This window comes from uncultured Aquimarina sp., assembly GCF_947500065.1.
Classification (GTDB): domain Bacteria; phylum Bacteroidota; class Bacteroidia; order Flavobacteriales; family Flavobacteriaceae; genus Aquimarina.
Window position 1 is genome coordinate 862801 of the sequence record NZ_CANMQT010000002.1, and the last position, 22504, is coordinate 885304.

At 31.5% G+C, this 22504-nt stretch carries 25 protein-coding genes; 22 read left to right on the forward strand and 3 right to left on the reverse strand.

Annotation, left to right across the window (positions count from 1 at the left end; genetic code table 11):
* Genes Q0975_RS09195 through Q0975_RS09205 form a run of 3 tightly spaced genes read right to left on the reverse strand, consistent with a single transcriptional unit; the run spans position 1 to position 2747 of the window.
* Positions 1 to 666: a hypothetical protein gene (locus tag Q0975_RS09195; protein ID WP_299435544.1), complete on the reverse strand. Its 666-nt coding sequence runs from the start codon at positions 664 to 666 to the stop codon at positions 1 to 3.
* Between the two features lie 2 nt (positions 667 to 668).
* Positions 669 to 1475, reverse strand: a complete 807-nt coding sequence (locus Q0975_RS09200) for a DUF481 domain-containing protein (protein ID WP_299435546.1) — start codon at positions 1473 to 1475, stop codon at positions 669 to 671.
* A 27-nt stretch (positions 1476 to 1502) separates the two neighbouring features.
* Positions 1503 to 2747: an epoxide hydrolase family protein gene (locus Q0975_RS09205; protein ID WP_299435548.1), complete on the reverse strand. Its 1245-nt coding sequence runs from the start codon at positions 2745 to 2747 to the stop codon at positions 1503 to 1505.
* Positions 2748 to 3318: 571 nt separating this feature from the next.
* Between Q0975_RS09205 and Q0975_RS09210 the strand changes: the two genes are divergently transcribed.
* From Q0975_RS09210 to Q0975_RS09315, 22 genes are all read left to right on the forward strand, one after another.
* Complete coding sequence (locus tag Q0975_RS09210; RefSeq protein ID WP_299435550.1) at positions 3319 to 5982, forward strand: sigma 54-interacting transcriptional regulator; 2664 nt, start codon at positions 3319 to 3321, stop codon at positions 5980 to 5982.
* 425 nt (positions 5983 to 6407) lie between these two features.
* Positions 6408 to 8600 carry a tetratricopeptide repeat protein gene (locus tag Q0975_RS09215; protein ID WP_299435552.1) on the forward strand — a complete coding sequence of 731 codons (2193 nt, stop codon included), beginning with the start codon at positions 6408 to 6410 and terminating at the stop codon, positions 8598 to 8600.
* Complete coding sequence (locus Q0975_RS09220) at positions 8600 to 9337, forward strand: LytTR family DNA-binding domain-containing protein (protein WP_299435554.1); 738 nt, start codon at positions 8600 to 8602, stop codon at positions 9335 to 9337. The genes Q0975_RS09215 and Q0975_RS09220 overlap by 1 nt, the downstream gene beginning before the upstream one ends.
* Positions 9338 to 9507: 170 nt before the next feature.
* Positions 9508 to 10077, forward strand: a complete 570-nt coding sequence (locus Q0975_RS09225; RefSeq protein WP_299435556.1) for a hypothetical protein — start codon at positions 9508 to 9510, stop codon at positions 10075 to 10077.
* Positions 10078 to 10230: 153 nt separating this feature from the next.
* Positions 10231 to 11712 carry a T9SS type A sorting domain-containing protein gene (locus Q0975_RS09230; RefSeq protein WP_299435558.1) on the forward strand — a complete coding sequence of 494 codons (1482 nt, stop codon included), beginning with the start codon at positions 10231 to 10233 and terminating at the stop codon, positions 11710 to 11712.
* 92 nt (positions 11713 to 11804) lie between these two features.
* Positions 11805 to 12191 (forward strand): hypothetical protein, encoded by a 387-nt coding sequence (locus Q0975_RS09235; RefSeq protein ID WP_299435560.1) that lies wholly within the window; start codon positions 11805 to 11807, stop codon positions 12189 to 12191.
* Positions 12191 to 12568, forward strand: a complete 378-nt coding sequence (locus Q0975_RS09240; protein WP_299435562.1) for a DUF3592 domain-containing protein — start codon at positions 12191 to 12193, stop codon at positions 12566 to 12568. The genes Q0975_RS09235 and Q0975_RS09240 overlap by 1 nt, the downstream gene beginning before the upstream one ends.
* 72 nt (positions 12569 to 12640) lie before the next feature.
* Entirely contained in the window at positions 12641 to 13927 is a 1287-nt protein-coding gene (locus Q0975_RS09245; RefSeq protein WP_299435564.1) for a hypothetical protein, read from the forward strand.
* An 18-nt stretch (positions 13928 to 13945) separates the two neighbouring features.
* Positions 13946 to 14305, forward strand: a complete 360-nt coding sequence (locus Q0975_RS09250) for a hypothetical protein (protein ID WP_299435566.1) — start codon at positions 13946 to 13948, stop codon at positions 14303 to 14305.
* Complete coding sequence (locus Q0975_RS09255) at positions 14299 to 14841, forward strand: hypothetical protein (protein ID WP_299435568.1); 543 nt, start codon at positions 14299 to 14301, stop codon at positions 14839 to 14841. The genes Q0975_RS09250 and Q0975_RS09255 overlap by 7 nt, the downstream gene beginning before the upstream one ends.
* Positions 14838 to 15182 (forward strand): hypothetical protein, encoded by a 345-nt coding sequence (locus Q0975_RS09260; RefSeq protein ID WP_299435570.1) that lies wholly within the window; start codon positions 14838 to 14840, stop codon positions 15180 to 15182. The genes Q0975_RS09255 and Q0975_RS09260 overlap by 4 nt, the downstream gene beginning before the upstream one ends.
* A 262-nt stretch (positions 15183 to 15444) precedes the next feature.
* A complete protein-coding gene (locus tag Q0975_RS09265; protein WP_299435572.1) occupies positions 15445 to 16104 on the forward strand; it encodes a hypothetical protein in 660 nt (219 codons plus the stop codon).
* 10 nt (positions 16105 to 16114) lie between these two features.
* Positions 16115 to 16471: a hypothetical protein gene (locus Q0975_RS09270; RefSeq protein ID WP_299435574.1), complete on the forward strand. Its 357-nt coding sequence runs from the start codon at positions 16115 to 16117 to the stop codon at positions 16469 to 16471.
* 6 nt (positions 16472 to 16477) lie between these two features.
* Entirely contained in the window at positions 16478 to 17056 is a 579-nt protein-coding gene (locus Q0975_RS09275; RefSeq protein WP_299435576.1) for a hypothetical protein, read from the forward strand.
* A complete protein-coding gene (locus Q0975_RS09280) occupies positions 17053 to 19011 on the forward strand; it encodes a hypothetical protein (RefSeq protein ID WP_299435578.1) in 1959 nt (652 codons plus the stop codon). Before Q0975_RS09275 ends, Q0975_RS09280 begins: the two co-directional genes overlap by 4 nt.
* Positions 19004 to 19732 (forward strand): hypothetical protein, encoded by a 729-nt coding sequence (locus Q0975_RS09285; protein WP_299435580.1) that lies wholly within the window; start codon positions 19004 to 19006, stop codon positions 19730 to 19732. The genes Q0975_RS09280 and Q0975_RS09285 overlap by 8 nt, the downstream gene beginning before the upstream one ends.
* Before the next feature lie 5 nt (positions 19733 to 19737).
* Positions 19738 to 20061 (forward strand): hypothetical protein, encoded by a 324-nt coding sequence (locus tag Q0975_RS09290; RefSeq protein ID WP_299435582.1) that lies wholly within the window; start codon positions 19738 to 19740, stop codon positions 20059 to 20061.
* A 41-nt stretch (positions 20062 to 20102) separates the two neighbouring features.
* The gene (locus Q0975_RS09295; RefSeq protein WP_299435584.1) at positions 20103 to 20435 is read left to right on the forward strand and encodes a hypothetical protein; all 333 of its coding nucleotides are present in this window, start codon (positions 20103 to 20105) and stop codon (positions 20433 to 20435) included.
* Between the two features lie 17 nt (positions 20436 to 20452).
* Positions 20453 to 20746 carry a hypothetical protein gene (locus tag Q0975_RS09300; RefSeq protein ID WP_299435586.1) on the forward strand — a complete coding sequence of 98 codons (294 nt, stop codon included), beginning with the start codon at positions 20453 to 20455 and terminating at the stop codon, positions 20744 to 20746.
* Positions 20747 to 20884: 138 nt separating this feature from the next.
* Positions 20885 to 21688 (forward strand): hypothetical protein, encoded by an 804-nt coding sequence (locus tag Q0975_RS09305; protein ID WP_299435588.1) that lies wholly within the window; start codon positions 20885 to 20887, stop codon positions 21686 to 21688.
* 88 nt (positions 21689 to 21776) lie between these two features.
* Positions 21777 to 22022 (forward strand): hypothetical protein, encoded by a 246-nt coding sequence (locus Q0975_RS09310; protein WP_299435590.1) that lies wholly within the window; start codon positions 21777 to 21779, stop codon positions 22020 to 22022.
* A 2-nt stretch (positions 22023 to 22024) separates the two neighbouring features.
* The gene (locus tag Q0975_RS09315; protein ID WP_299435592.1) at positions 22025 to 22504 is read left to right on the forward strand and encodes a hypothetical protein; all 480 of its coding nucleotides are present in this window, start codon (positions 22025 to 22027) and stop codon (positions 22502 to 22504) included.

Here is a 22504-nt window from a genome sequence, read left to right on the forward strand (position 1 = left end):
TCAATCTTTATTTTTTGGTACTTCAGCTCCCGTTTCCAACCATTTTTCCAATATCTCTACAAATTCATCATGTGAAATTGGTATCGGTTCTCGACCTGGCCCAGGATTCCAACCCCATAATACCAGTGGGTCATCCCTCATGTGCTCTACCAGATCCTTTGGTGACATATTTCCGTTTTGTTTCTTATCTAGCAATCGAGCTCCCAGTTCAACATCGTTCAAACCTATCCAACCCATAGAAAGTGGAGCTAGGTGCCATCGTGATACCAAAGAATCATTAGGTTGAGGAGCTCCTGGTACTCCAGAAACCAGATTATTAGAAGCTTGATGACAGCTTGTGCATTTCATTCCAGTCATTCCACTATCCTCAGGTCCACGTTGCACATTAAAAAGATGCTTGTGCATATCATCTCCTTGTCTCGGATGGTTATCGTTTGGATGGCAATTGATACATCTAGGATGTCGCAATACCTTGGTTATTTCCTTAAAATACTGTAATGATTCTTCTTTTACTGAGTTTTCATCTATTGAGACATACCCATTATTGTTGTTTAATTTGCATCGTACCATGCTTACTAAAAGTACTAGGCACATTGTAGTCAATAAAACTAGTCTTTGCCATTTTGGATTTTTAACTAATACTATTTTTTTTAAAAATAAATTCATTCTTATATACCGTTTTTAAAGGTGAAACCAATATTGATAATAGAGTCAAACTTGGGACTAGAAGTTGTAACTATCGATTCATAGGTCATAATCCATCCAAGCCTCACAAAAAGTTTTTCGATTACAGGAATTAAGAGGGCAAAATTTCCATAGGCGTGATAATCATCGAATTTTTCCAAGGAGGGTTGTATCCAGCATTCGTATTCAAATCTTGGTCCTTTTGATAATTGAACCAAACCAAATAAGCGAGGGGTAATTCTCCAAGAATTTTCAGTGTCGTCAGTTATTCCATTTATACGATCATCAAAGGTTAAATCATAATTAGTTCTCTGATGTATGATGGTGGTTGTAAACTCTAGCTTGAAATTCTCTTTATCTATTAGATGTATACCACCACCGATACCTGAAAACCATCTAAAATCAATAGCTCTTGTGTTACTTAATTCGAATCCACCTATAGCCAGTGGGAAGTATTTGTCCGTAGGGTTTAATCTAAAAATGTTATATGTAAAAAAATCATTCTCTTTAATTTCTCTCCTTACTTTTCCTACCTGGTAGTTCATTACCACACGATCGGACCATGCGCTATTACCTACAGTAAAAACACCTAGATTATTGAATAATACCCGCTGATTACCATCATCACTAATAAATCCAGAAGCTGTTATGTCATATGTCCATGTTAAACTATCCCAAGCCACAGAGGTATTTTGCGCATTTAGATAACTAACATTCAGTAAAAAAAAGATCGCAACCAAAAATTGGATGTGATAGCATTTTCTCTTTAACCTTGCGACCTTTAAATTCATTCTTCGTTACATACAATTTAATTGTTGTTATTTTTTAATGTCCTTACTAAAAAATTCAAGTACGTCCTTAACAAAGAGCGCTGGTTTTTCTACGGCGGCAAAATGACCTCCGCCAGACATTTCGGTCCATCGTACAATTTGGTATTCGTCTTCCACCCAAGAACGTGGGGGCATGGCGTTTTTCAAATCCTTTGGAAAGTTGGCAAAGGCCGTGGGAACGTTTACCTTTTTTCCAGGGGTGGGATGAAATATCCCGTTGTTTTCTAAGAAAATTCCGTGATACCACCAAACTGAACTGTCTATGGTATCGGTAAGTGCATAAATCATCACGAAAGTGGCCAGGTCTTTCATCGAAATGGCCGTCGTAAGATCCCCTTTGTGGTCTGTCCATGAATAGGCCTTATCCAATATCCACCCGGCAATACCCACCGGATTATCATGAAGTGCAAAAGCAACCGTGGTAGGTTCTTGCGCCTGCATAAAAAAGTAATCGAATTGTGCCCTTTGAAATTTTTGACCATCATCGAACCATGCCTGTTCTTCCGAGGTGCGATTTTCGGGTTGTTTCCAATCCCATGGAATAATGTTCATATGAAGACCCACTACATTTTCCGGATATCTTGCTGCTAATTGCGAAACAATCAATGATCCAATATCGCCCCCTTGGGCACCAAATTTTTGATATCCTAGAACTTGGGTCATCAATTTGTGATATAGATCTGCCGTAGTTTTTGGTCCTATCACCTTATTCTTGGCTAATGTCGACCAGCCAAAACCTGGGACAGAAGGAATTACTACTGTAAGAGCATCTTCAGAGTTGCCTCCAAATTTGGAGGGTTGTGTCAACCTTTCAATAATGTGAAGAAATTCGAATACTGACCCAGGCCAGCCATGGGATAAGATTACAGGTCTAGGATTATCTCCCTCCCCTTTAACATGATAATAGTGAATATTATAGTCGTCTATGTTTACTCGAAATTGATCAAATTTGTTCAGAGCTTCCTCTTCTATGCGCCAATCGTACTCTTTCAGAACAAAGGTTCTAAAGGTTTCCATAAAATTGCTGCTAGTGCCTAGATCCCATTTGCCAGTAGCGAGTTTGTCGGGGAATTTTGTGTTTTCAAATTGTGTCAATACCCGGTTTAGCTTTTCTTGTGAAATATTAATTTTATAAGATTCCGGTTTTCCTACTTGGCTCAAAGCTGCTTCAGAAATCAGTAGTGATAAACACATAATTAGAAGTAGGAATTTGATTTTTAGTGTTGAATACATTGTGTGTGTTTTAAGTTTTAGTTTGATTTGTTTTTTTTGATATCTTCTGTATGATGTGCATCTTTATAAATAGATAAATAATTTATAACCATACATCTTAGCTTTATGTCTTTAATAATGAGTATGATAAGTCCAAATAAAAATGATATACTTTTTACACATAGCTTTTAAGGTTATAAAAAATGGTCACTTGATTAACTCTTGCGAAAAAGAGTATTGTTTATAATGAATTTATAAGCAAAAAAGAACAATGTCAAAACTAATCTACCAATAAGATAATTTCATCTACGAATTATAGAACTAAAAATACCTTATGCGCTTTCGTGGTCTATATTGTATCTGAGTTAATAATTTTCATTTCTAATACATTTCTATGTGTTCTCTGCTTTTCTAGAATCGTGCCATTAGTGAACAGTTATTTAAGAATTAATTTAAATTACTGACAGTCAAATCTTTGTGTTTGTTTTTTGATTAAATTTTAGTTAAGTTTTCTATTAATGAAAACATTTAAAAATCCAATTTTTTGGAGATTTTGTTATATTATTTAATAATTTTGTAAATAAAGTTTGAAATGGCCATGCCGAAGAAAAAAGAAAGTAGTGACAAATTATACTCTAAAGAGTTGCTTAAAATAAGCACCGCTTTACTTAATAATATCACTGGTAAAGATTTATTACGGACGATTTACGACACCATAAAGCCTATCTTCCCATTTGACAATGCAGGATTATTCCTAATTAATCACGAGTTGGATATTTTTTGGGAGATTTTGGAAGAAGGTGTATTATCTCAAAATGACTTACAGGATTCTTTGGCAACAAATGATCTATTAGGACCTTTTGCCTATACAGGAAACCATCCCGATACTTTTTTTTATGCCAAAACCCCAGGTATATATAATGTGGAGGCTCAGTCGAAAATTTATTCGAATCCCCAGTGGGAATTGATGAAAGCACATGGTCTAAAGGAAATGATTACAGGCTCACTTATCGTTAATGACAAGAAAATCGGTTTTTTCTGTTTTAACAGTAAAGAAGAAGGTTTTTACACAGAAAAAGATTTTGAGCTATTTGAGGCTATCGGAAACCAATTGGCTATAGCCGTAAGCAATATAATAGCCAATGAAGAAATATTACTACAGCAAAAACGAATAGAAGATCTGTTGAAAATCAGTAAAGCCGCAACTAAAATACAAGATCGAGGGGAATTACTTAAAGTGATTTTTGAAACGATCCAACCTATCTTTCGATTTGACTCTGCGGGTCTTTTTATCATTGATAAAGAACTAAACGAGCATTATGAGATACTGGATGATATCGATATCTTGGGAGATGAAGATACCTCGCAAAAAGAGCTCATAACAAGTAATCTACTAGGTCGGTTTACGCACAAAGACAGTGCTGTCGATTTTTTATCTTCCACTGACCATCCACAACTTTTTACTATTAAAAAGGATCAGAAAAAATGGCCCCATCCACAATTTGATATCATGTACGATGCTGGTCTGCGCCAAATCATAGGCATTGGACTGCGCAGTGGAAAAGAAACCTTCGGAATGCTTTGCTTTAATGCCAAACAAGAAGATTTTTTTTCGGAAAAGGACTTCCCGTTCTTTCAGGCAATATCCGAACAGGTTGCTTTGGCAGTCAGAGATTTACTTGCTAAGGAGCAAATATTGCTCGAAAAACAAAAAGTAGAGAACCTATTAAAAACCAGTGAGGCAATCAGCACCATTGCTACCGAGAGAGAACTGGTTGACACTCTATTTGGAATTATCAAAGAAGTATTTCCATTTGATGAGGCTGGTTTTTTTGCTCTAGATTTTAAAAATAAGCTGGAAAAAGATTATATCATAGATTATGGTTTAGTGAGTGATGTGAATAAGGATATAAAGAACGCTGGATTATCAGGCTGGAAACAAATGACGAAAGTAGTAGCTGATTTTGCTGAGAATACTCCTGTTATTTATGATGTTTCTGAATTGTATGAGCGCTTTGATCATCCTGATTTTGAGTTTACCAAAAAAGAGCCCTTTACGTCTATTATTGCAGGGCCATTAAAAAACTCGGAACGCACCATTGGGATGCTATGTTTTTGGACCAAGAACAAGGAAGGGTATCGGCAAAAGGATATTCCCCTGTTTAAATCCATTTCTGATCAGTTAGGTGTGGCTTTGGATAATTTGACCAAGAAACAGCAGATTGTAAAACTGAACCAGGAACTACAACTGGAGCGAGATTATCTTATTGAAGAGGTCAAGACCGAACATAACTTTGAGGAAATCATAGGAAACAGCCCTTTATTAAGGGAGATCTTTAAAAGCGTGGAAATGGTTGCGCATACTGATGCTACCGTACTGATCGAAGGGGAAACAGGTACAGGTAAGGAACTGATTGCTCGTGCTATACATAATAGATCTGATCGTAAAAAGAAACCTATTGTAAAGGTCAACTGTGCCACCTTGCCTAAGGAACTAATAGAATCCGAGCTCTTCGGGCATGAGAAAGGAAGTTTTACGGGAGCCTTTGAGCGGAGGATCGGTAAATTTGAACTCGCCAATAAGAGTACTTTATTTCTAGACGAGATCGGTGAAATGCCATTAGAACTACAAGCTAAATTACTACGTGCCATCCAAGAAAAAGAGATCGAACGGTTGGGAGGAAAAGAGACCATTAAAGTAGATGTTCGTATTATAGCTGCCACCAATAGGAATTTATTAAAAGAATCAGAAAAAGGCAAGTTCAGATCAGACCTTTACTATCGATTGAATGTTTTTCCTATTCGAATGCCAGCATTACGAGAACGCATGGAAGACATTCCCTTGTTAGCCACCTTTTTTGCGCAAAAGTATTGTAACAAGCTTAACACGAATTTTATAGGTATCAAAGAAAAAGCAATGCAAGAGTTATTAGTGTACCATTGGCCAGGAAACATACGCGAACTGGAGAATCTAGTGGAACAGGCCTGTATTTTAAATCAAGGAAAAGCCTTATCATGGGCTAGAGAATTGGTGCCTTTAAAATCGAAAAGAAGATTATCCAAAGAAAAACAGGGTTACGGAAACTTTGATATTAAAGCTATCAAGGAAGAACAAGAGAATAAAGAACGTGAAGCCATTTTAGAAACCCTCAAAAAGACAAATTGGCGTATACGCGGAGATAAGGGAGCGGCAAAACTATTGGGTATTAAGCCGACTACTTTGGAATACAGAATGGCTAAATTGGGATTGAAGTAGTCAATAATAAATACTAAAAATTAACAATAACACCTAGGGCTTCATCAGCATCTCTATGAATAAAATTGGCGGTAGTTTAATATAGTTTTCAAATCACTATGACGAGCAATGTGATTCAATAGGTTTTTCTCTATATCACTGTTGACTGAAATTATTTTTAAGTATTTGTTTAGCAACTTTATCACATTCCGGACCTTTCGGAATACTTCTTCGTAATTAGCAGCCATTATAATAATAACAAAATTATTATATATTCAAAATCTAGCAACCCTGCCAGGAACTCCCTCTTAATGTTGCTATCAAAACCTATAAAATAAGATTGAATAGCACGGTTTCATATTTGAAAATTTTAGTGTAATCAATAAGATTAGTGCAACAAACCCTTATTTTTGATTAGAAAGTTTTAACAACAGTTATTCTATTTTATGAAAATTATAAATACATCTATTGGCTGTTTATTATGTTTTTTGTTTTTTTCTACCACTATTTTATCCCAAAATAGAAAAATAGATAGCTTAAAAAATGAATTATCAATTCATCTTCAAAAAGATACTGTCCGAGTAAAAATTCTGAATCACTTAGCTTATTATCACTACAGGAACAATCCTTCTCAGTCATTAACGTATGCAGAACAGGCTGGACAACTTGCTGATGAGATAAAATCTATAAAAGGAAAAGCTCGTAGTTTTTATATGAAAGGGATTACTTATATGGAACAGTCAGATTTTGAAACAGCTACCGATTACTATAACAAAGCAATAACACTATATACTAGAATAGACGATTTAAAAGGACTAGCTGGTTGTTATAATGCTGTAGGAGTTCTAAATAAGTATACAGGTAATCTTAAACTTGCTCTCGAATATTATAAAAAAGCTTTAACTATAAATGAAGAACTTGGTGTAAAAAAGGGTATTCCTAATTATCTTTATAACATAGGTAGTATTTATGCTGATACAGGTAAAAACAAAGAAGCTTTAACTAATTTTGAAATAGCACTAGATTCATATAAAAAGGATGAAAATCAATATGGTATACTAAGTTGTTTAAACGCTATCGCTTTAGTGCATGAAGATCAAGGAAATTATCCTCTGGCTGTAGAATATCATAATAAGTCATTAGAAGTTGCCAAAAAATCTGGGGATTCCTTAGGTGTTTTTCAGTCTTTAAATAATGTTGGAAATGTTTATAGACAACAGAAATTGTATGATAAGGCATTGAGCTTTTATAATCAGGCGCTAAATATCCAACAGGCTAGTCGCAATATCAAAACCATTAATGCCATAAAAAATAATATGGCCGGAATTTATGTCGATAACAAAGAGTTTGCTATCGCTATTCCTTATTTTATCGAAGTAATTAAACTTAGCAGAAAAATTAAGAATACAGAACAGTTAGCTATCAGTCTTAATGGTTTAGGTCATGCCTATTTGGGAATCAAAAAATATCCAGAAGCTTTAACTAGTTTCCAAGAATCGAATAAAATTACTTCTACTAATCAAAAACAGTATGACTTGGTAGCATCTTATATTGGTATGTCGACTGTATATTTCTACATGAGAGATTATGAGTTAGCGTTGGTTAATGCAGAAAAAGGAGCTCAGTTATCAAAGAAATACAAGTTTTTAGCACACGAACGAGATTCTTATGAATTACTATTTAAAATAAATAATCAACTAAAGGAGCACAAAAAAGCTTTTGCGAGTAATCAACAATTAAAAGTATTAAATGACAGTCTTTTTAATAGGGAAAATATTCAGAAAATTACACAAATAGAATATGAGTATAAATACAAAAATGAACTAGAGTCTGCAGAGAAAAGAGAATTAAAGTTAACGAAAACGGTAAACACTACTTTTCAAAATTTAGAAAAATCTCGACAAAACTTATTACTTGGTGTAATTGCTTTTTTACTAACAATTTTAATTTTGGGAGCCATTATTTTCTTTTTAAAATTAAGAAATGAAAAATCTAAAACCCAAAATATAGCAATTGAACAAAAGTTGCTGCGCTCACAAATGACACCTCATTTTATTTTCAATTCGCTTTCAGTACTGCAAGGCATGATTCTAAATAAAGAAGAAAAAAAATCCGTTTCGTATTTATCAAAATTTTCCAAATTACTCCGTATTACTTTAGAAAACTCTAGAGATAAAACAGTGTCTCTTACTCAGGAATTAATTGCTGTAGAAAGCTATTTAGAGCTTCAGAATATGGAAGCAGAACAAGCTTATGAATATACTGTTTTAGTAGATGATATAATAGACAGTTCCTTATTTAAAATACCGCCAATGCTGATTCAACCGTTTATTGAAAATGCTATTGAGCACGGTTTTAAAAATCGAAAAGAGAATAGGGTAATTGATATACTTCTTACGTATGCAAATAAAGAGTTAAGGTGTATAATTAAGGATAATGGGATTGGAATTGATGCTAATCAAGAAAAAGAAAATAGACATAAAAAATCATTGGCAACAACGATAACTTCTGAACGATTAAAAATGTTGTCTAAAGATTTTAAAGTGAAAGGCTCTGTGACTGTCGAAGATAGAAAGAAATACAATAAGCAAGGAACAATAGTTACCTTAGTAATTCCTTATAAAATAGAAATGGTATAATGAAAGCATTAATCGTTGAAGACAAGGCATATATTAGAAAAGGCTTACTGAATTTGTTACAATTGTTAGAAACAGAAGTAGAAGTAATAGGTGAATGTGAGTCGGTAAAAGAAGCAGTGGTAGTTGCAAATGCTTGCAAACCCGATTTAATTTTTTTAGACATTAATCTTACGGACGGTACTGGTTTTGATTTTTTGGATGAAACCGAAAACCTCCATTTCAAAGTAATATTTATTACCGCTTACGAAGAATATGCGCTGAAAGCTTTAAAAATTGGAGCTGTTGACTACCTTTTGAAACCTGTAGATATAGAAGAGCTTAAAGATGCTTTAAACAAGGTAAGTAAACTGTCTGTTAATACTCAAAAGCAACAAATAAAGACAGCAAAACAAGTGTTTAGTAATGATTCAGACACATTAATACTATCGCTGCAAGATTCTTTTCAAATTATTGATTTAAAAGAGTTAATGTATTGTGAGTCAGATAAAGGATATACTACTTTTTACTTGAATAATGGTAAAAAACATCTAGCCTCAAAATCAATAAAAGAATTTGAGGAGCAACTGACGCAACACTCATTTACAAGACCACATCAATCATTTATTGTCAATCTGAAATTTATTGAGAAATATGATAAATCCGGGGTCATTTATTTAAAAAATGGTAAAAAAATTCCTGTTTCTACTCGCAAAAAGGAAAACTTTATAACACGCCTTTTTACTTGGAATAAAAAGTAAAACATACTTCTCTTTGTTTATGTAAAAACGCTTATCAACGTAAACACATCACTTATTACTTCAACGTATTTGAATATGGATTCCCTATTTAATAATAGGATATCACGCTATACTTTTATCTGAAATTATAAGGCATCGTATAATAATTTGGTGCTATAAAACAGATAAAAATGAAACTTGAAATTAAACTACTCGTATTAACGACAGCGATTTTCACATTGTTTTCATGTGGAATTGGAACAAGTGAGCAATCAGCGGATGCAAAAGGATTTGAAGCCATAGAAAAAGAAATTAAAAGCAAATTTGGTGATGATCCTTATTTAACGGATTTAACAATTACCTACAATAATTCAATCGGAAATATTATTGGAGTAACTATTACGGATGCACCAGAATCTTTAAAAATGGGACAATGGAATTTTACACAAGGTAATTGGATGCAGAATTCAGAAATATCTTTAGAAGTTCCAGAAGGAAGTAAAGCAGCAGATTTTATGTTTCAATTAAACGATGAAGTTAACCTTTCAAAATTAGGAGAATTAGTTGAGAAATCTAGAAAACAATTAAAGGATGAAAAAAAGATAGAAAATCCAATATTAAGCACTGCTCATATCTTTTTTCCAAAAAACGGGGATATCTCTAAAGCTGAATATTATGTTAATCTAAAACCAGAAAATGGAGGTACAAACTTTAGGTTTATTTATAAACTAAATGGAGAACTCATTAAAATGGATTATTAAAAAACAAAAACAATAATCGTTGTTGTTTGTATTTATTAGGAGAGAAAATTAGGATGTTTTATTCTAAAAACTAAAGTAAAAAGAACTAGTTATTCCCGTAAATAAAAATGTAAAAAGGTACAATTCAAACATTAACTTTTAAAATTAAAAATCATGAAAAAAATATTACAAAACTTAGGAATTACACTATTAATAATGAACTCGCTAGCGGCTCAAGACTGTGCTACTCAACCATTCTGGTACGAAGATTATGTAGTCTCGGGTAATTTTACTCAAAAAAACTCTGGAGATAAAGTGATTAATGATGTTGTGATGCTATGGAACAGGCAATTTATGGGAGATTTTAAAATTGATGTTTTGGTAAGCAACGGTAATGGAGAGCGCATTTTAAAAAACGGTACTAATTTCATTGATTATGATTTAGCAAATGTCAATGGGAGAATGCTTAGAGGGGATTTTGATAACGATGGTCATATAGATGATTTCATTTTAATCAATAAAACAGGTGTTTTCAGTATGCGTTTCGATCTTTTTAAGAGCGATGGACACAGTTCACACCCTACGTTTACTCAGAGTAGTGTGTATTCTTTGAACGGATATGATCCTGATAAAATAACAGGAAGAGTAGTTTCGGGTGATTTTGATAATGATGGATATTGGGATGATATAGCTGCTTTTTACGACTATGGGAATGGAGAAACTAGAATTCATACGTTTCGATCCAACGGAAGTACTTTTGTGTATTCCAGTAGTCAAGGATGGTGGAATAGTACTGGTTATACAGCTACTAGAGTTACAGATCGTGTGGTTTCTGGCGATTTTGATCGTGATGGTACTGTAGATGATATTGCAGCATTTTATGACTACGGTAATGGAGAAACCAGAATTCACGTATGGTTATCAGGAGGAACAGGTTTTGACTACCAAAGTTCTATTGGATGGTGGGGTGCAACAGGGTATACCGCCTCTAAAATATCTAAACGAGTTGTGTCACTTAATATAGATCGCGATGGGAAAAACTATGATGATATTGCTGTTTTTTATGATTATAATGGTATACCTACAATGCATGTTTTTGAATCGAATGGATCTTCTTTTGACTATTCAGGGCCTAGCGGATGGTGGACTGGTTCAGAAATAACTACATCATTTTTTCCGAATCCAATTCCAGATAAAGCAGACTATTTGAACGGCAAACTAGTAGATTATGATTCAAGAAGTTCAAGTCTAACCCAAGGGAAACCATCAGATATAATAGGTTTTCATACACATATGAATCTTAGATATCGATTTTGGAGAGCGAAAAAAGCATTATTACCCAAAAATAGAATTAGTCATTCTCAACTAAGATATTGTGAATCTAAAAACCTAAACGAAGAGTCAAATACTGATGAGATTTTGATTAGTGCATATCCGAATCCTACAAAATCATCGACTACCATAGAGGTGTCTGATTCATTAATTGGTAGTACTACTGAAATCCAAATACACAGTTTATTCGGAGAATTAATCTTTTCGTCAAAAGTAAATTCTTCCAAGATTAATGTAGACCTGTCTAATGAAAAACCTGGTGTTTATTTAGTGAAAGTAATAGGTACTAGAACAAACAGTGTGTTAAAAATTGTAAAAGAATAAAACATAAAAAACTAACATTAGAAACTGAAGTGGTTTAAACTATTTGAATCAAATCAAAAAAATAAATCACTTCATTCTAAAACTTTATACAAATGGAAAAAACAATCAAAATTAAGAACGAATATAATTCACTAGATGCGCTTCATGATTATTTAAAAACGGCATCTACTCTTGAGAGTAACAAGGAATATGATACTTGGGAACATAGAACAGATGAAAATGGACAAACAGCACAATGTCTTATTCTTAAAAAAAGCTCAATGCATGGAATGAAGGTGTATTTTCAAAATGAAAACACACTAAAAATGAATTACATTATACCTAATAAAATGATGAATGCTTATTTTGGAAAAAGCCAGAAAAGATATCAAAACATATTAGAAATAGTTACTGGAAAAATTAAAGATGTAATACTTGCTCCTGCTCAGAATAAAGCCTTTAAAGAAATGGAAAATGTATTTAGTAAAATCACTGCTTAATGAAATCTTTACTAATTTTTGCATTGCTATTATTGACTGCCAATTGTTTTTCACAAGAAGAAGAATGGATTAAAACAGAAGGAAAGATTACAGAAATTAATAAACACAGAGGCCGCTACATGAGAGAAACTGCTATTGTGAAATTTAATTTAGAGAATGGTAGAGAACAATTAGGAAATGTGCAACTTTCTATAATTCCGTACTTAGGAAGTACGAAATCAGTAGGAGATACTATTACAATTAATTATGATAGAAATAATCCTGTTATTTTAAAAACCAATTTTGGTAAATTACTGTCTAATTACGGAATGTACATATTAGTCTTTTTAGGAATTGTTTTTTCAATCAAACCGTTTCTTAAACAAAAGAAAAAATAAAATTTTGGAGTATCTTACTTAAAATAAAACAATGTTGCATTCGTAATTTCAACTTACTTATAACTAAAGTTTATGAATAAATTATTACTAAGTTTACTTCTATTCATTTTTGTATGTTGTAAAAATTGGTCTCAACATGAAGTTGATATTCTGAATTTACAACAGAGTTTCGTAACCAAGAATGAAACAAAATTTTTAAATCACTTCCCGAAAGATTTTAATCAATTTCACAGTTATTTTGGGTGGAATGCAGTCACTAATGAGCCTGAAAAATTATACGAAGCTTGTAATGATTACATTAATTATTGGTTTGATTTACTGAATAAGGCGAAATACAAAAAACACGAAAGCAATATCATTGGGGTTTGTACTAATGGAAAATGGGAAGCAGATGGAGTTAATTATTTTCGGGATAAGTCTATAAATTATATCAAAGAAAAACAGAAGTATTATTTAATAAATGACCTAAATGATCCTGAGGCTAAATCGGTCTTGTTTTTTCTTTTCGATTCACCACATCCGCAGTATGATGCTGATTTTGCTTCTAATTTAAGTACTGCAAAACAGCATATAGTATATAAGCTATTTAAAAACGATTTGTTTGATCATGATGATATAGATGGAGATGAAACATTTTTAAAGCAAAACAAACCTAAATTAGCTACCGTTGATTCTATAAGCATTGGTGAATTGAAACAATATATGGAGGAAGAGTTGCCCACTATTTTTGATTATTACAAACATGAGAAAATAGATGAAGTAGACGTATGGTCAAATAAAATGTTCGGAAGATGTTGCTCGAATACTGATCTAACTTTTAATGAAAATTTATTTTTTAAAATTAGCTCTAATTTTAATGATGAAAAATATCCATTTACAAATTTATCAGATACTCAATATTTATCAGCCTTTGTTTTTAAGCCGAATTCAAAAGTGAAGATTGATTTACTACTAGATTTAAGTGCAGATAAATCCTATTTAGAAGGCGAATATTCAAACAAGAACCTACTTAAACCTGATGAGATTATTATGAATCCCATAAAATTGAGTTTAATCAATGGGTATGTTAAATCAAAAGCACTGTTTTATGAAAATGGTAGAGTTAAAGAAATGAAAGTATATGTTAATGATACGTATGTAGAAACTATAATTTTACTAGATACACCATTAATTCAAGAGTTTACAGTGAATACTACTTTTAAAACAAATGATAACATCACTTTAGAGCCTAACACCTATTATAAAGGAACTAAATACGATGATATATGTATTTCAGAAGTGCAAACAAATCTAGGTGAAATAGCGCTTCCTGATCTAAATAAAAAATATAATCTTATGGAATTAATGAACAAAAAATAGAGCATGCCTTAAATAAAAATGAAGAAATCGATTTATACAATACTCGTAATACTACTTCTTACCGGATTAGGTTTTTATTTTTATGATGCACAAAAAGTGCTAGAAACTTATAACAGCCCAAATGGTGAATATGTCTTAGTCGTAAAAAGGGAAAATAGTGTTTTCTCAACAACAGCGATTGGAGATGGCGGCAAGAGCACTCCTGTAGAAATTATTCTGAAAAATAAGTACGGAAAAGTGATAGGTAAAAGTAGTAGTAATAAGAATTGTGGAGTTTTATGGTTCAGTATTGAAATAGATTGGGACATGGAAAACGAAGAGGTATGGTATGGAAAATCTAAAACCATACATCTAAAAACGGGTAAAGTAACATGTTAAAAGGGTATATCATAATCACCGTATTGCTGGCAATTGATTTTTGTCTGTATGTCTTTATAGGAGTTTCATTGTCAGGACAATTAAGTGATAAGATATTATTCTGGATTTGGTTGATAATGACCATAATCGTAGTAATAAAATTCTTTACATATAAAAAGTGGCTCAAATGGTATTTAGGAATCGTTGGTGCCTTCATTATTTTAAGTGTAATCCCTATGGGAATGCCTTTTTTCGCGTTAATCGAATTTGCTACCAATACCAGTTTTGAAAGACGTATTGAGGATTATAGATTAAGAGACGGTGAAGCTGGCTTAATTGATCAAACTTCAATTATAAAAGTTGTCAGAAATATGGGAATTATTGAAATTGAATTTGATGAAATTGAATTTGACAATGATACTAAGAACTATTCACTTTTTGATGTAGGTGGAATTCGCTTATTAAAAGAAAAGGATGATATGTTTTTTGAATTTGAAATAAGTAATGAAACAGTTACCAAAAAAATAGGAAACAACAGGTCTAATTATATGCTATGAATGTTTTAAAACAAGTTTTTAATTATTTGATTTGGATAGTAATATCATTCCTTTCTGCGTTTGGATATGTGCTACTAATTGTAGGGTCAAAACCAAATTCTTCAAATAGTACTATTGATGCAATAGGACTTGTGATTTATTATGTTACCATATATAAGCTAGTACCAATAATAGGAGCAATTATAGCTATGCTATATATACTTACTGATGTTTTTTATCTAAAAAGTAAACTCAAAAATAATCCTAAAAGAATAATCATTCGTTTTCTGGTTATCATATTCATAACGCTTTTGGTAGGAATAATTCATTATATCTTAGAGAAAGCAATTGATGTTATTTAGAAATTCGATAACAGTATGCGAACTCAAGTCTCTTTATTAAATGAAAAGATGATACAGAACTTAAAAAGAAATTAGAGAAAGCTAAAAAAGTAAAAACTGATATAAAAAGATGAAGCACAGATTGATTGAGATTATCCGGTTTATTTATTGTTTATTTTTAACTATTACTTTAATTAGTTTCTCTTCTTGTTATGCACAAAAAAATAAAAGGATACACACCGTTAAAGTTGGATTGTTAACAGATTCAATTTTAACTCCCTATATGTATTTTAATGAGATAGTAGTGACTTCTGAAAATAATAATCTTCTAAAAAACATTCAAAGTCTATCAGAAAATAAAAGTTTAAACTCTATAAAGCCTGAAGAGCGGATACGCAAAAAAATTGAATTATATAATTTCTGTAAAGAAGCCAATCTTTCAGATTGTAATTACACTCCAGAAAGTTATAAAGTTTTATCTAAAACATATAATATTCTAAATATCGAATATGCCTATAATGCATATAGTAATCCTGATGAATATTTTAAATATGCCACGTTTAATTTAATAACTGGTGAAAGGATAACCTATAATAAAATATTTAAAAACCCACCAAAAATTTTAAACGATTATAATAGTAAATATACTTCTGAAATTAAGAGTTACTTAAAAAAGTTAAACACAAATGATGAGGAAGAACTTGATGAATACAATTTGTATAAAGAACATTTAGAAACTAGAAACTCTTTTAAATTAGAAGATTTAAATAATCTTGAAATAATTTATGATCCTATCAAAGGAAAGGTTACGCAATTAAAATTTCATTATAACGGGCAAGGTGGTTACTATAGACAATACTTACAAAAAGGTTTTATAGATTTTAATATCGAAGAATTAAGACCATACCTAACAGATGAGTTTAAAAAACAATTAGAGATATGAAACAATTAAGATGAAATTACAAGCCTTAAGAATACCTTCAGGATGGAAAGTTAATTGGAATTTGTTTTGTGAACAAGACATCAACGAAGACAATTGTTTATATGAGTTTTCTAGTTCAACATTACTCTCTATTTCTAATACTCAAATTGGTAAATGTTTAGAGTTGATTTGGCATCCAAAAGGAGATTTGAATGGAAAATACATTTTAGAAGTTTTTAACCTTGTTGAAAAGTACAACTCAAAGAAAAAGATAGTAGAAAAAGTTCCCGAAATCCTTGAACCTGAAACCACGTTTGAAAGTCAAAATAGAATAGAAATAGTTAACAAAATTGAAGAATTAGTAATGGAGTCTAAACAAAACATCTAAAAACAAATGGGAATACTAATGATCATTTTCTTATTGGTGCTAACAATCACAGGTTTATTGCTGCTTTTTAAACTTCTTAAATGGGTTTTTCAGAGGAAAGCAAGGGTTATTTGGATGCTTTTTTTATTAGTAGGTATTGTTCTTAGTGTAACTATCCATAGGTTGTTTTTTGTAAAAATGGAGCTTATACAATCTAAAGTATATCCTGATTTATACCTCATAAAAAATCCTGTTAAAGATAAAAACGCTGTAAATAAAGTCATAAGAGAAAAGGTAATCCAGTTGAGCATTAACCAATTTAAGAGTACTGAAGCATCTAAAGAAAGTGAAACCTATACCTTACGTTTTTATGAATACAGCAAAGGTGACTGGGGAGAAAACGGCACTGCTTATTTTATCGAACACAAAGAAAAACCAGGTGGTATGTTGCCAGAACTATTAGAATATTACCCAGAATATCTAATGGCAAAATTCAGCATACAGCCATGTAAAGAAGATAGTTCAAGTTACTTTGGAAAACTAGATTACTATAATGAAACGAAACGAATCAAAATAGATACGTTATTAAATTCGTGTAAAAGATGAAAAACTTATATATCTTAATACTACTTACGCTTATCTCTTGTGCTAAAAACACAGAAGAAAAGAAAGACACTATTAAACAAGCTGCAGAATCATCAGCTGTTAAAGTAGAAAACGCAGTAGGTACTACTGCTGAACATACTATAGAAGATATTTCGGGAGTATATGAATTGATACAAGGTGAAAACCATATGATTGGTTCAGAAAACTTTGAAATGTATAAAGCAGCTATTGTTATAGATAGACTTTCTGAAACAGATTTCGGGTTCTATTCAGCCTATAAAGTAAAGGACATTTCTCCAATAGGAGATTTTGGAATCTTTAGAAGCTTTAAAAGTAATTTTTATAAACTAGCAATCTGTGATGAGAAAAAAGTTGAGGGATATACCAAAGATAATTTTACAAATGGATTGTATTTACATAATAAGGTATTTGTATACAAAAAAGGAGATTCATTAGGGATTGTTCAATACGGAAGTAATTTTAGAAATTATATGTTGTACAAGAAAAAGAAAAATGAATCTAAGTTTTATATTTCTTTGGTTAAGACAATTAAGAGTGCTAAACAGGATTATCAGAAATACCTTAAGGAATATGAAAAAGCAAAAAATTATGACACCGCTAAACTGCAAGTAAAACACAGTTTCAATGGTGAGGTTTGGAATACGAAACACCTTCACGATGAAGATTATACCAGTTTTGAACACACGTACTCATATCAAAACCCATATCAAGAAGGTACCTTTATACAACAAGATGCTGTTTTTAAAAGTCAATTTGAAAACTCAAGTTTTCACAGTGTAATCAATAAAATTAAAGCCAAATCAATTCCCTTAATCGATAACACAAATTTTGATGATTTTATAGAAAAAGAAGATTATAAAAAAGTAGACGAAAAAGGATTGAAACTAGAAGAAATATATCCCGATTTTTATAAAGAAGGCTACAATTATAGAGCAATCGCTTCATATAGAGTAGAAATATCCAAAGCATTCCATTCTGTTGTAGTAACAATTCTGAAAGGCGATCATGAGATGGAATCAGTATTGATTAACTATGATTTAGAAGGAAATATTACTGATTCTAAAATCATCTCTTATGATGAAATAGCAGAAGGTCAGTCAAGAATTGAATCGAAAATTGAGGAAAATAAACTAACAGTTAACAACATCCTTTGGGTAGATAAGAAACAGGAAACGACAGAAGTGTTTGAAATTGATACACTAGGCAAAATTAAACCTGTTACTTCAACCAATCCAAATGTTGACCCTAATGATACAAGTCTTGCTAACAGCGTTATACAGCAATTGAATTTAAACAAACAAAAAGTTAAATCAGATTTAATTGTTTCAAAAGTCCAACCAAATAACAGCAATGAAACCATTGTTGTTATTCCTGAAATTGTAGGAGAAGAAGATGAGCATTTTTTAGAGCTTAATAGTCACGTAGTATTAGTAAATAATACGACTAGGAAAATAACACACAAATACTTTGAAAGTTATAAAACAAACGGATGGACTTCAGATGCTATAGAGTTAAGAGAAATCACAATTGATACAGCGCCTTACAACATTACAGATGACAAAAGGGCTTTTGGGATACGAGTTTATTACGTAGGGTCATCTAGGGCAAATCCATACGCCAACAAAACCATTTCCTTGTTCGTAAAATCAGACGATACTTTGAAAAAAGTGTTACATAATTATCATGTAATGGACTACGGAGGAGAATGGGATACGAGTTGTTATGGTGAATTTATAGATGTTAAAAGCACATTAATTATTTCTGAAGAAAAGACGAATGGATACTTTGATATACTAATAAAAAGTAAAATTACCGAAACTAAAAATACTGAAGATGAACATGGAGAATGTGATTCTAAAGAAAAAATCAGTACCGAAAAAACTGTATTAAAATTTGATGGTTCAGTATATAAAAAATTACTAGATAATGATTAAAATATTATTTTTCAGCACATCATGTCTATTGACAACCCTATCTGGGTACGCTCAAAACAATAGTTTAAAAGCACAATTACAACTATTACAAACGCCTTTAGATTATGAGTTCCCTCTAGATAGCATTAGTTTTTCAGAAATTAAAAACGCTAATTTTTTAACTAAAAGTGGTGACACAGCTGTGTTTAATGCCAATAGCAAGAACATACATTTAGTAGATGTTAATAATGATGGTCAAAAAGATATTATCTACCAAGATAACAGACATTATCGAACCACTGTAGTATTGATAAAACAAGATGGTGATTTTGTCGAAATATGGAATAGATCAGGCGCATTAATTGACATAAAACAAGGAAAACAAACAACTATCTGTGTTTTAAGCAGTGCTATAGGTTGTTTAAACGAGACGTCGTTATTAGAATTAGCAATTAACAATGACAACACTGTTGCCGAGAACATTATTGCACTTCATACAGATACAAAATTAACAAAGTTAAATACCACATTCGAACAAAAAATAGTTTCAGGAATCTTAAGAACTCAGCCCATTATAGATGATATAAAGAAAAAAGATCCTTGTACAGGAGATCTAAAAAAAGGAAATCAACTAAGAGTCATAGAAAGCGAAGATGCAACAGTGATTAAAACAAAAGATGATTGGTGCTTATTAGTTTTTAAAGAAAAAGATCAAAGTAGTATTGGTTGGATGAAAATTTAATTTTTATGGCTCAATCAAATAAAAAAAGAGGGTTTAGGCCTATTAAAATTAAAAATATTGATTTTAATTGGCGTTTTCAAGGAACCATTGATGTGAGGCCTAATGGTCATAAAAATAACATTTTGACGATAGACTTTGGGTGGTACGATGTATGGGAATATGTGAACGACATAGAAAATGAACCACCTGAGTTTGAACCCAAGATTGTAACTCCAAAATTTGTAAGTGATTCGATAAAGTTTGCCTTAAATAATGGATGGAATAAAGAGCTGCCAAATAACAAGTTAAATATCATCTATAGAAACAAAAAACATAAAATTATTGATTGATTTTTTAAAGTGAATAAATGTAACTGAGTAAACAAACTAAAATGACTTATGCGCGTATAAATATTAGATTTGATTCAAAATACTCAGTCTATACTAAGACCAAAGAATTAATCGAATTTATTAAAACTATCCCTGAATTAATGCAAACCGATAAAATCCAGTTCGGAAATAAGGACAATTACCCTTGGGGAGTAATTTCATTAATAAAATGCGATGAACATGGATGTTTTAGTTTTGATAAAGGTGAGTACTTAGAGGAAGTAAACTTAGTAGAACTAATATTTGATAACAAAGAAGAATCACTAAATCATTATCTGGAAATTGGCACTAGAATAGCGAATAAAATGAATTGGGAAATAGTAGAAGATTATTAACCAAATAAAAAGAATATATGAAACTAAGCAATTCATTTAGTGGAGCATTAAGGACCTTTTCTTATTTTATGGCAAGTGGAACACACTATCAATTAAAAGGTATTGATTACTTAAAATTATATGGAGAAGAACCAAGTGCTATAGAACAAGTCTTTGCCATATTTGCCAACGTAATTGAGTTAGATGAACATGGAGAGGTACTCAATGCAAAGTATGCAGAAAAAAGAGCCGTTGACTTCCTCCGTTCCTATTGTGATCGAGAATTTAAAGTAGAACCTCCTTATGAAGATTGGGAAACAGAGTTGTATTGATGTCTAAGTAATCACATCTCATAATTCTCAAACCTCTTTAGTACAAAGCTAAGATCAAAAGATAATAAAAAAGACGTTTTGGGTAAATTTAAAACACGGAATATTAGTTAAATAATTCAACACTAGTCAAAATTGAAGATGAAACATAAACAAATTATAGATAAAATTGGTTTTGAACAGCTTGCTCAAGCAATAGAAGAAGATTTGGCAAGGTTAGTTAATTACGCAATGGCTTTTAAAAAGGGAGGAAGCATAGATGGTATATCGCTATATGTTTTACCGCTAATGTTAGCTCGCTGGAATTGTGTTCTATTAGCAGAAAATGGCATAGCTAAGCATTATAAAGAAAAGGTATTTCTGATGTTAGCAACATTACTTCATAAATTCGGGTTATCGGACAATAGCATAACTGAGGAAGCAATTAATGCAATAGATACTTTAAACAATGATATCGTTTTAAGTGATGATTTTCATAGAAAATCTCAGCAAATAAAAGATTTCCTACAAACAAAACCCTTAGAGTTAAAAAGAAAGCCACGTAAACCTGAAAATAGCACCTTTTTTAGAGCAAATGATATTGTTTCAATAAAAATAGATCATAGATACTACGCTGCTTACATCCATAAACTGACTGGAGTAAATGAAGCTCCTATTCTCGAATTTTATGACAAGATATTTGAAAAAATCCCCCAAATAGAAGAATTAAAGGATTTAAAAGCCAAAGGAGAGAAATTTAATGATGGAATAATTCGTATCTCTAATTTCGCAATTTATGGAATGAAATATCAACCTGATTTAGCAAATCAAATTCATCTAATAGGCTCAAGTAAAAACTTGGATATTGTACCTAACAATAACCATTTAAAGGAATCAATAGGTCTTTTTACAGTTAGTAATTTATTTTTTATACAAAAGACGATAAAAAAAATGTTTAATCAATAATAAAAACTATGTACAAATAAAGGTATAAACGGTATCAAACAGCTGGTTTGTACTATACATTACAATATAACTGTGTAAAATGTTAGAAATGGAAAAAAATGTTATTGATATCATAAATCGGGATTTTAAATCAGAAGAAGTAATGTTGGTCATCAATGAACTTTCTTCAATTACCTTAAATCACGTAATGGCAGCATCTGAATATAATCTAAAAAACACTAGAGTATCTATTCTGAAATTAGCAAAAGGAAATATCAATGAAGTTATTGAATTGACTAAAAGCGCTAAGATTGACTTTCGTGATGTCATTATGTGGGCTACTCAAGAAGAATAAGTATGAAAAAGAAGAACATAAAAGATAAAGGACAGTTATGCGATATAAAAAACACCAGAATGATAATCGCTTTATTTTGTATGCTGTTTTGTGTATCCTGTATATCATCTCAGGTACAAAAAATGAAAAATCATATGCATACAGAATTCATAGCAAAAGTTGGAGCTGTTTATGAAGAAACACCAGATGACAACCCTTGTGCAGGTAGTGAGATCTATCTAACATTGCTATTTGATAAAAAACAAGTGTATGTCGCTGAAAAAGAAATATCATCCTGTGACAAAGAAACTATACATGAAATAGGAACATTTGATTGGAAATTAAAAAATGGTAAAGAAATAAAGATAGATTTTATACCGCAAAAAATCCAAGGAACATACGCCGAAAACTTACTTTTAGAAGTACGGGATAAAAAAATAATAGGGCGCATAACACATTTAAATGGAAAAGTTATCGAGTATGTTTTCAAAGAGAAAAACTAA

Coding starts and splice junctions, on each gene's coding strand:
- Q0975_RS09195 (WP_299435544.1), bottom strand. CDS start 666: ATGAATTTATTTTTAAAAAAAATAGTATTAGTTAAAAATCCAAAATGG.
- Q0975_RS09200 (WP_299435546.1), bottom strand. CDS start 1,475: ATGAATTTAAAGGTCGCAAGGTTAAAGAGAAAATGCTATCACATCCAA.
- Q0975_RS09205 (WP_299435548.1), bottom strand. CDS start 2,747: ATGTATTCAACACTAAAAATCAAATTCCTACTTCTAATTATGTGTTTA.
- Q0975_RS09210 (WP_299435550.1), top strand. CDS start 3,319: ATGGCCATGCCGAAGAAAAAAGAAAGTAGTGACAAATTATACTCTAAA.
- Q0975_RS09215 (WP_299435552.1), top strand. CDS start 6,408: ATGAAAATTATAAATACATCTATTGGCTGTTTATTATGTTTTTTGTTT.
- Q0975_RS09220 (WP_299435554.1), top strand. CDS start 8,600: ATGAAAGCATTAATCGTTGAAGACAAGGCATATATTAGAAAAGGCTTA.
- Q0975_RS09225 (WP_299435556.1), top strand. CDS start 9,508: ATGAAACTTGAAATTAAACTACTCGTATTAACGACAGCGATTTTCACA.
- Q0975_RS09230 (WP_299435558.1), top strand. CDS start 10,231: ATGAAAAAAATATTACAAAACTTAGGAATTACACTATTAATAATGAAC.
- Q0975_RS09235 (WP_299435560.1), top strand. CDS start 11,805: ATGGAAAAAACAATCAAAATTAAGAACGAATATAATTCACTAGATGCG.
- Q0975_RS09240 (WP_299435562.1), top strand. CDS start 12,191: ATGAAATCTTTACTAATTTTTGCATTGCTATTATTGACTGCCAATTGT.
- Q0975_RS09245 (WP_299435564.1), top strand. CDS start 12,641: ATGAATAAATTATTACTAAGTTTACTTCTATTCATTTTTGTATGTTGT.
- Q0975_RS09250 (WP_299435566.1), top strand. CDS start 13,946: ATGAAGAAATCGATTTATACAATACTCGTAATACTACTTCTTACCGGA.
- Q0975_RS09255 (WP_299435568.1), top strand. CDS start 14,299: ATGTTAAAAGGGTATATCATAATCACCGTATTGCTGGCAATTGATTTT.
- Q0975_RS09260 (WP_299435570.1), top strand. CDS start 14,838: ATGAATGTTTTAAAACAAGTTTTTAATTATTTGATTTGGATAGTAATA.
- Q0975_RS09265 (WP_299435572.1), top strand. CDS start 15,445: ATGTATTTTAATGAGATAGTAGTGACTTCTGAAAATAATAATCTTCTA.
- Q0975_RS09270 (WP_299435574.1), top strand. CDS start 16,115: ATGAAATTACAAGCCTTAAGAATACCTTCAGGATGGAAAGTTAATTGG.
- Q0975_RS09275 (WP_299435576.1), top strand. CDS start 16,478: ATGGGAATACTAATGATCATTTTCTTATTGGTGCTAACAATCACAGGT.
- Q0975_RS09280 (WP_299435578.1), top strand. CDS start 17,053: ATGAAAAACTTATATATCTTAATACTACTTACGCTTATCTCTTGTGCT.
- Q0975_RS09285 (WP_299435580.1), top strand. CDS start 19,004: ATGATTAAAATATTATTTTTCAGCACATCATGTCTATTGACAACCCTA.
- Q0975_RS09290 (WP_299435582.1), top strand. CDS start 19,738: ATGGCTCAATCAAATAAAAAAAGAGGGTTTAGGCCTATTAAAATTAAA.
- Q0975_RS09295 (WP_299435584.1), top strand. CDS start 20,103: ATGACTTATGCGCGTATAAATATTAGATTTGATTCAAAATACTCAGTC.
- Q0975_RS09300 (WP_299435586.1), top strand. CDS start 20,453: ATGAAACTAAGCAATTCATTTAGTGGAGCATTAAGGACCTTTTCTTAT.
- Q0975_RS09305 (WP_299435588.1), top strand. CDS start 20,885: ATGAAACATAAACAAATTATAGATAAAATTGGTTTTGAACAGCTTGCT.
- Q0975_RS09310 (WP_299435590.1), top strand. CDS start 21,777: ATGGAAAAAAATGTTATTGATATCATAAATCGGGATTTTAAATCAGAA.
- Q0975_RS09315 (WP_299435592.1), top strand. CDS start 22,025: ATGAAAAAGAAGAACATAAAAGATAAAGGACAGTTATGCGATATAAAA.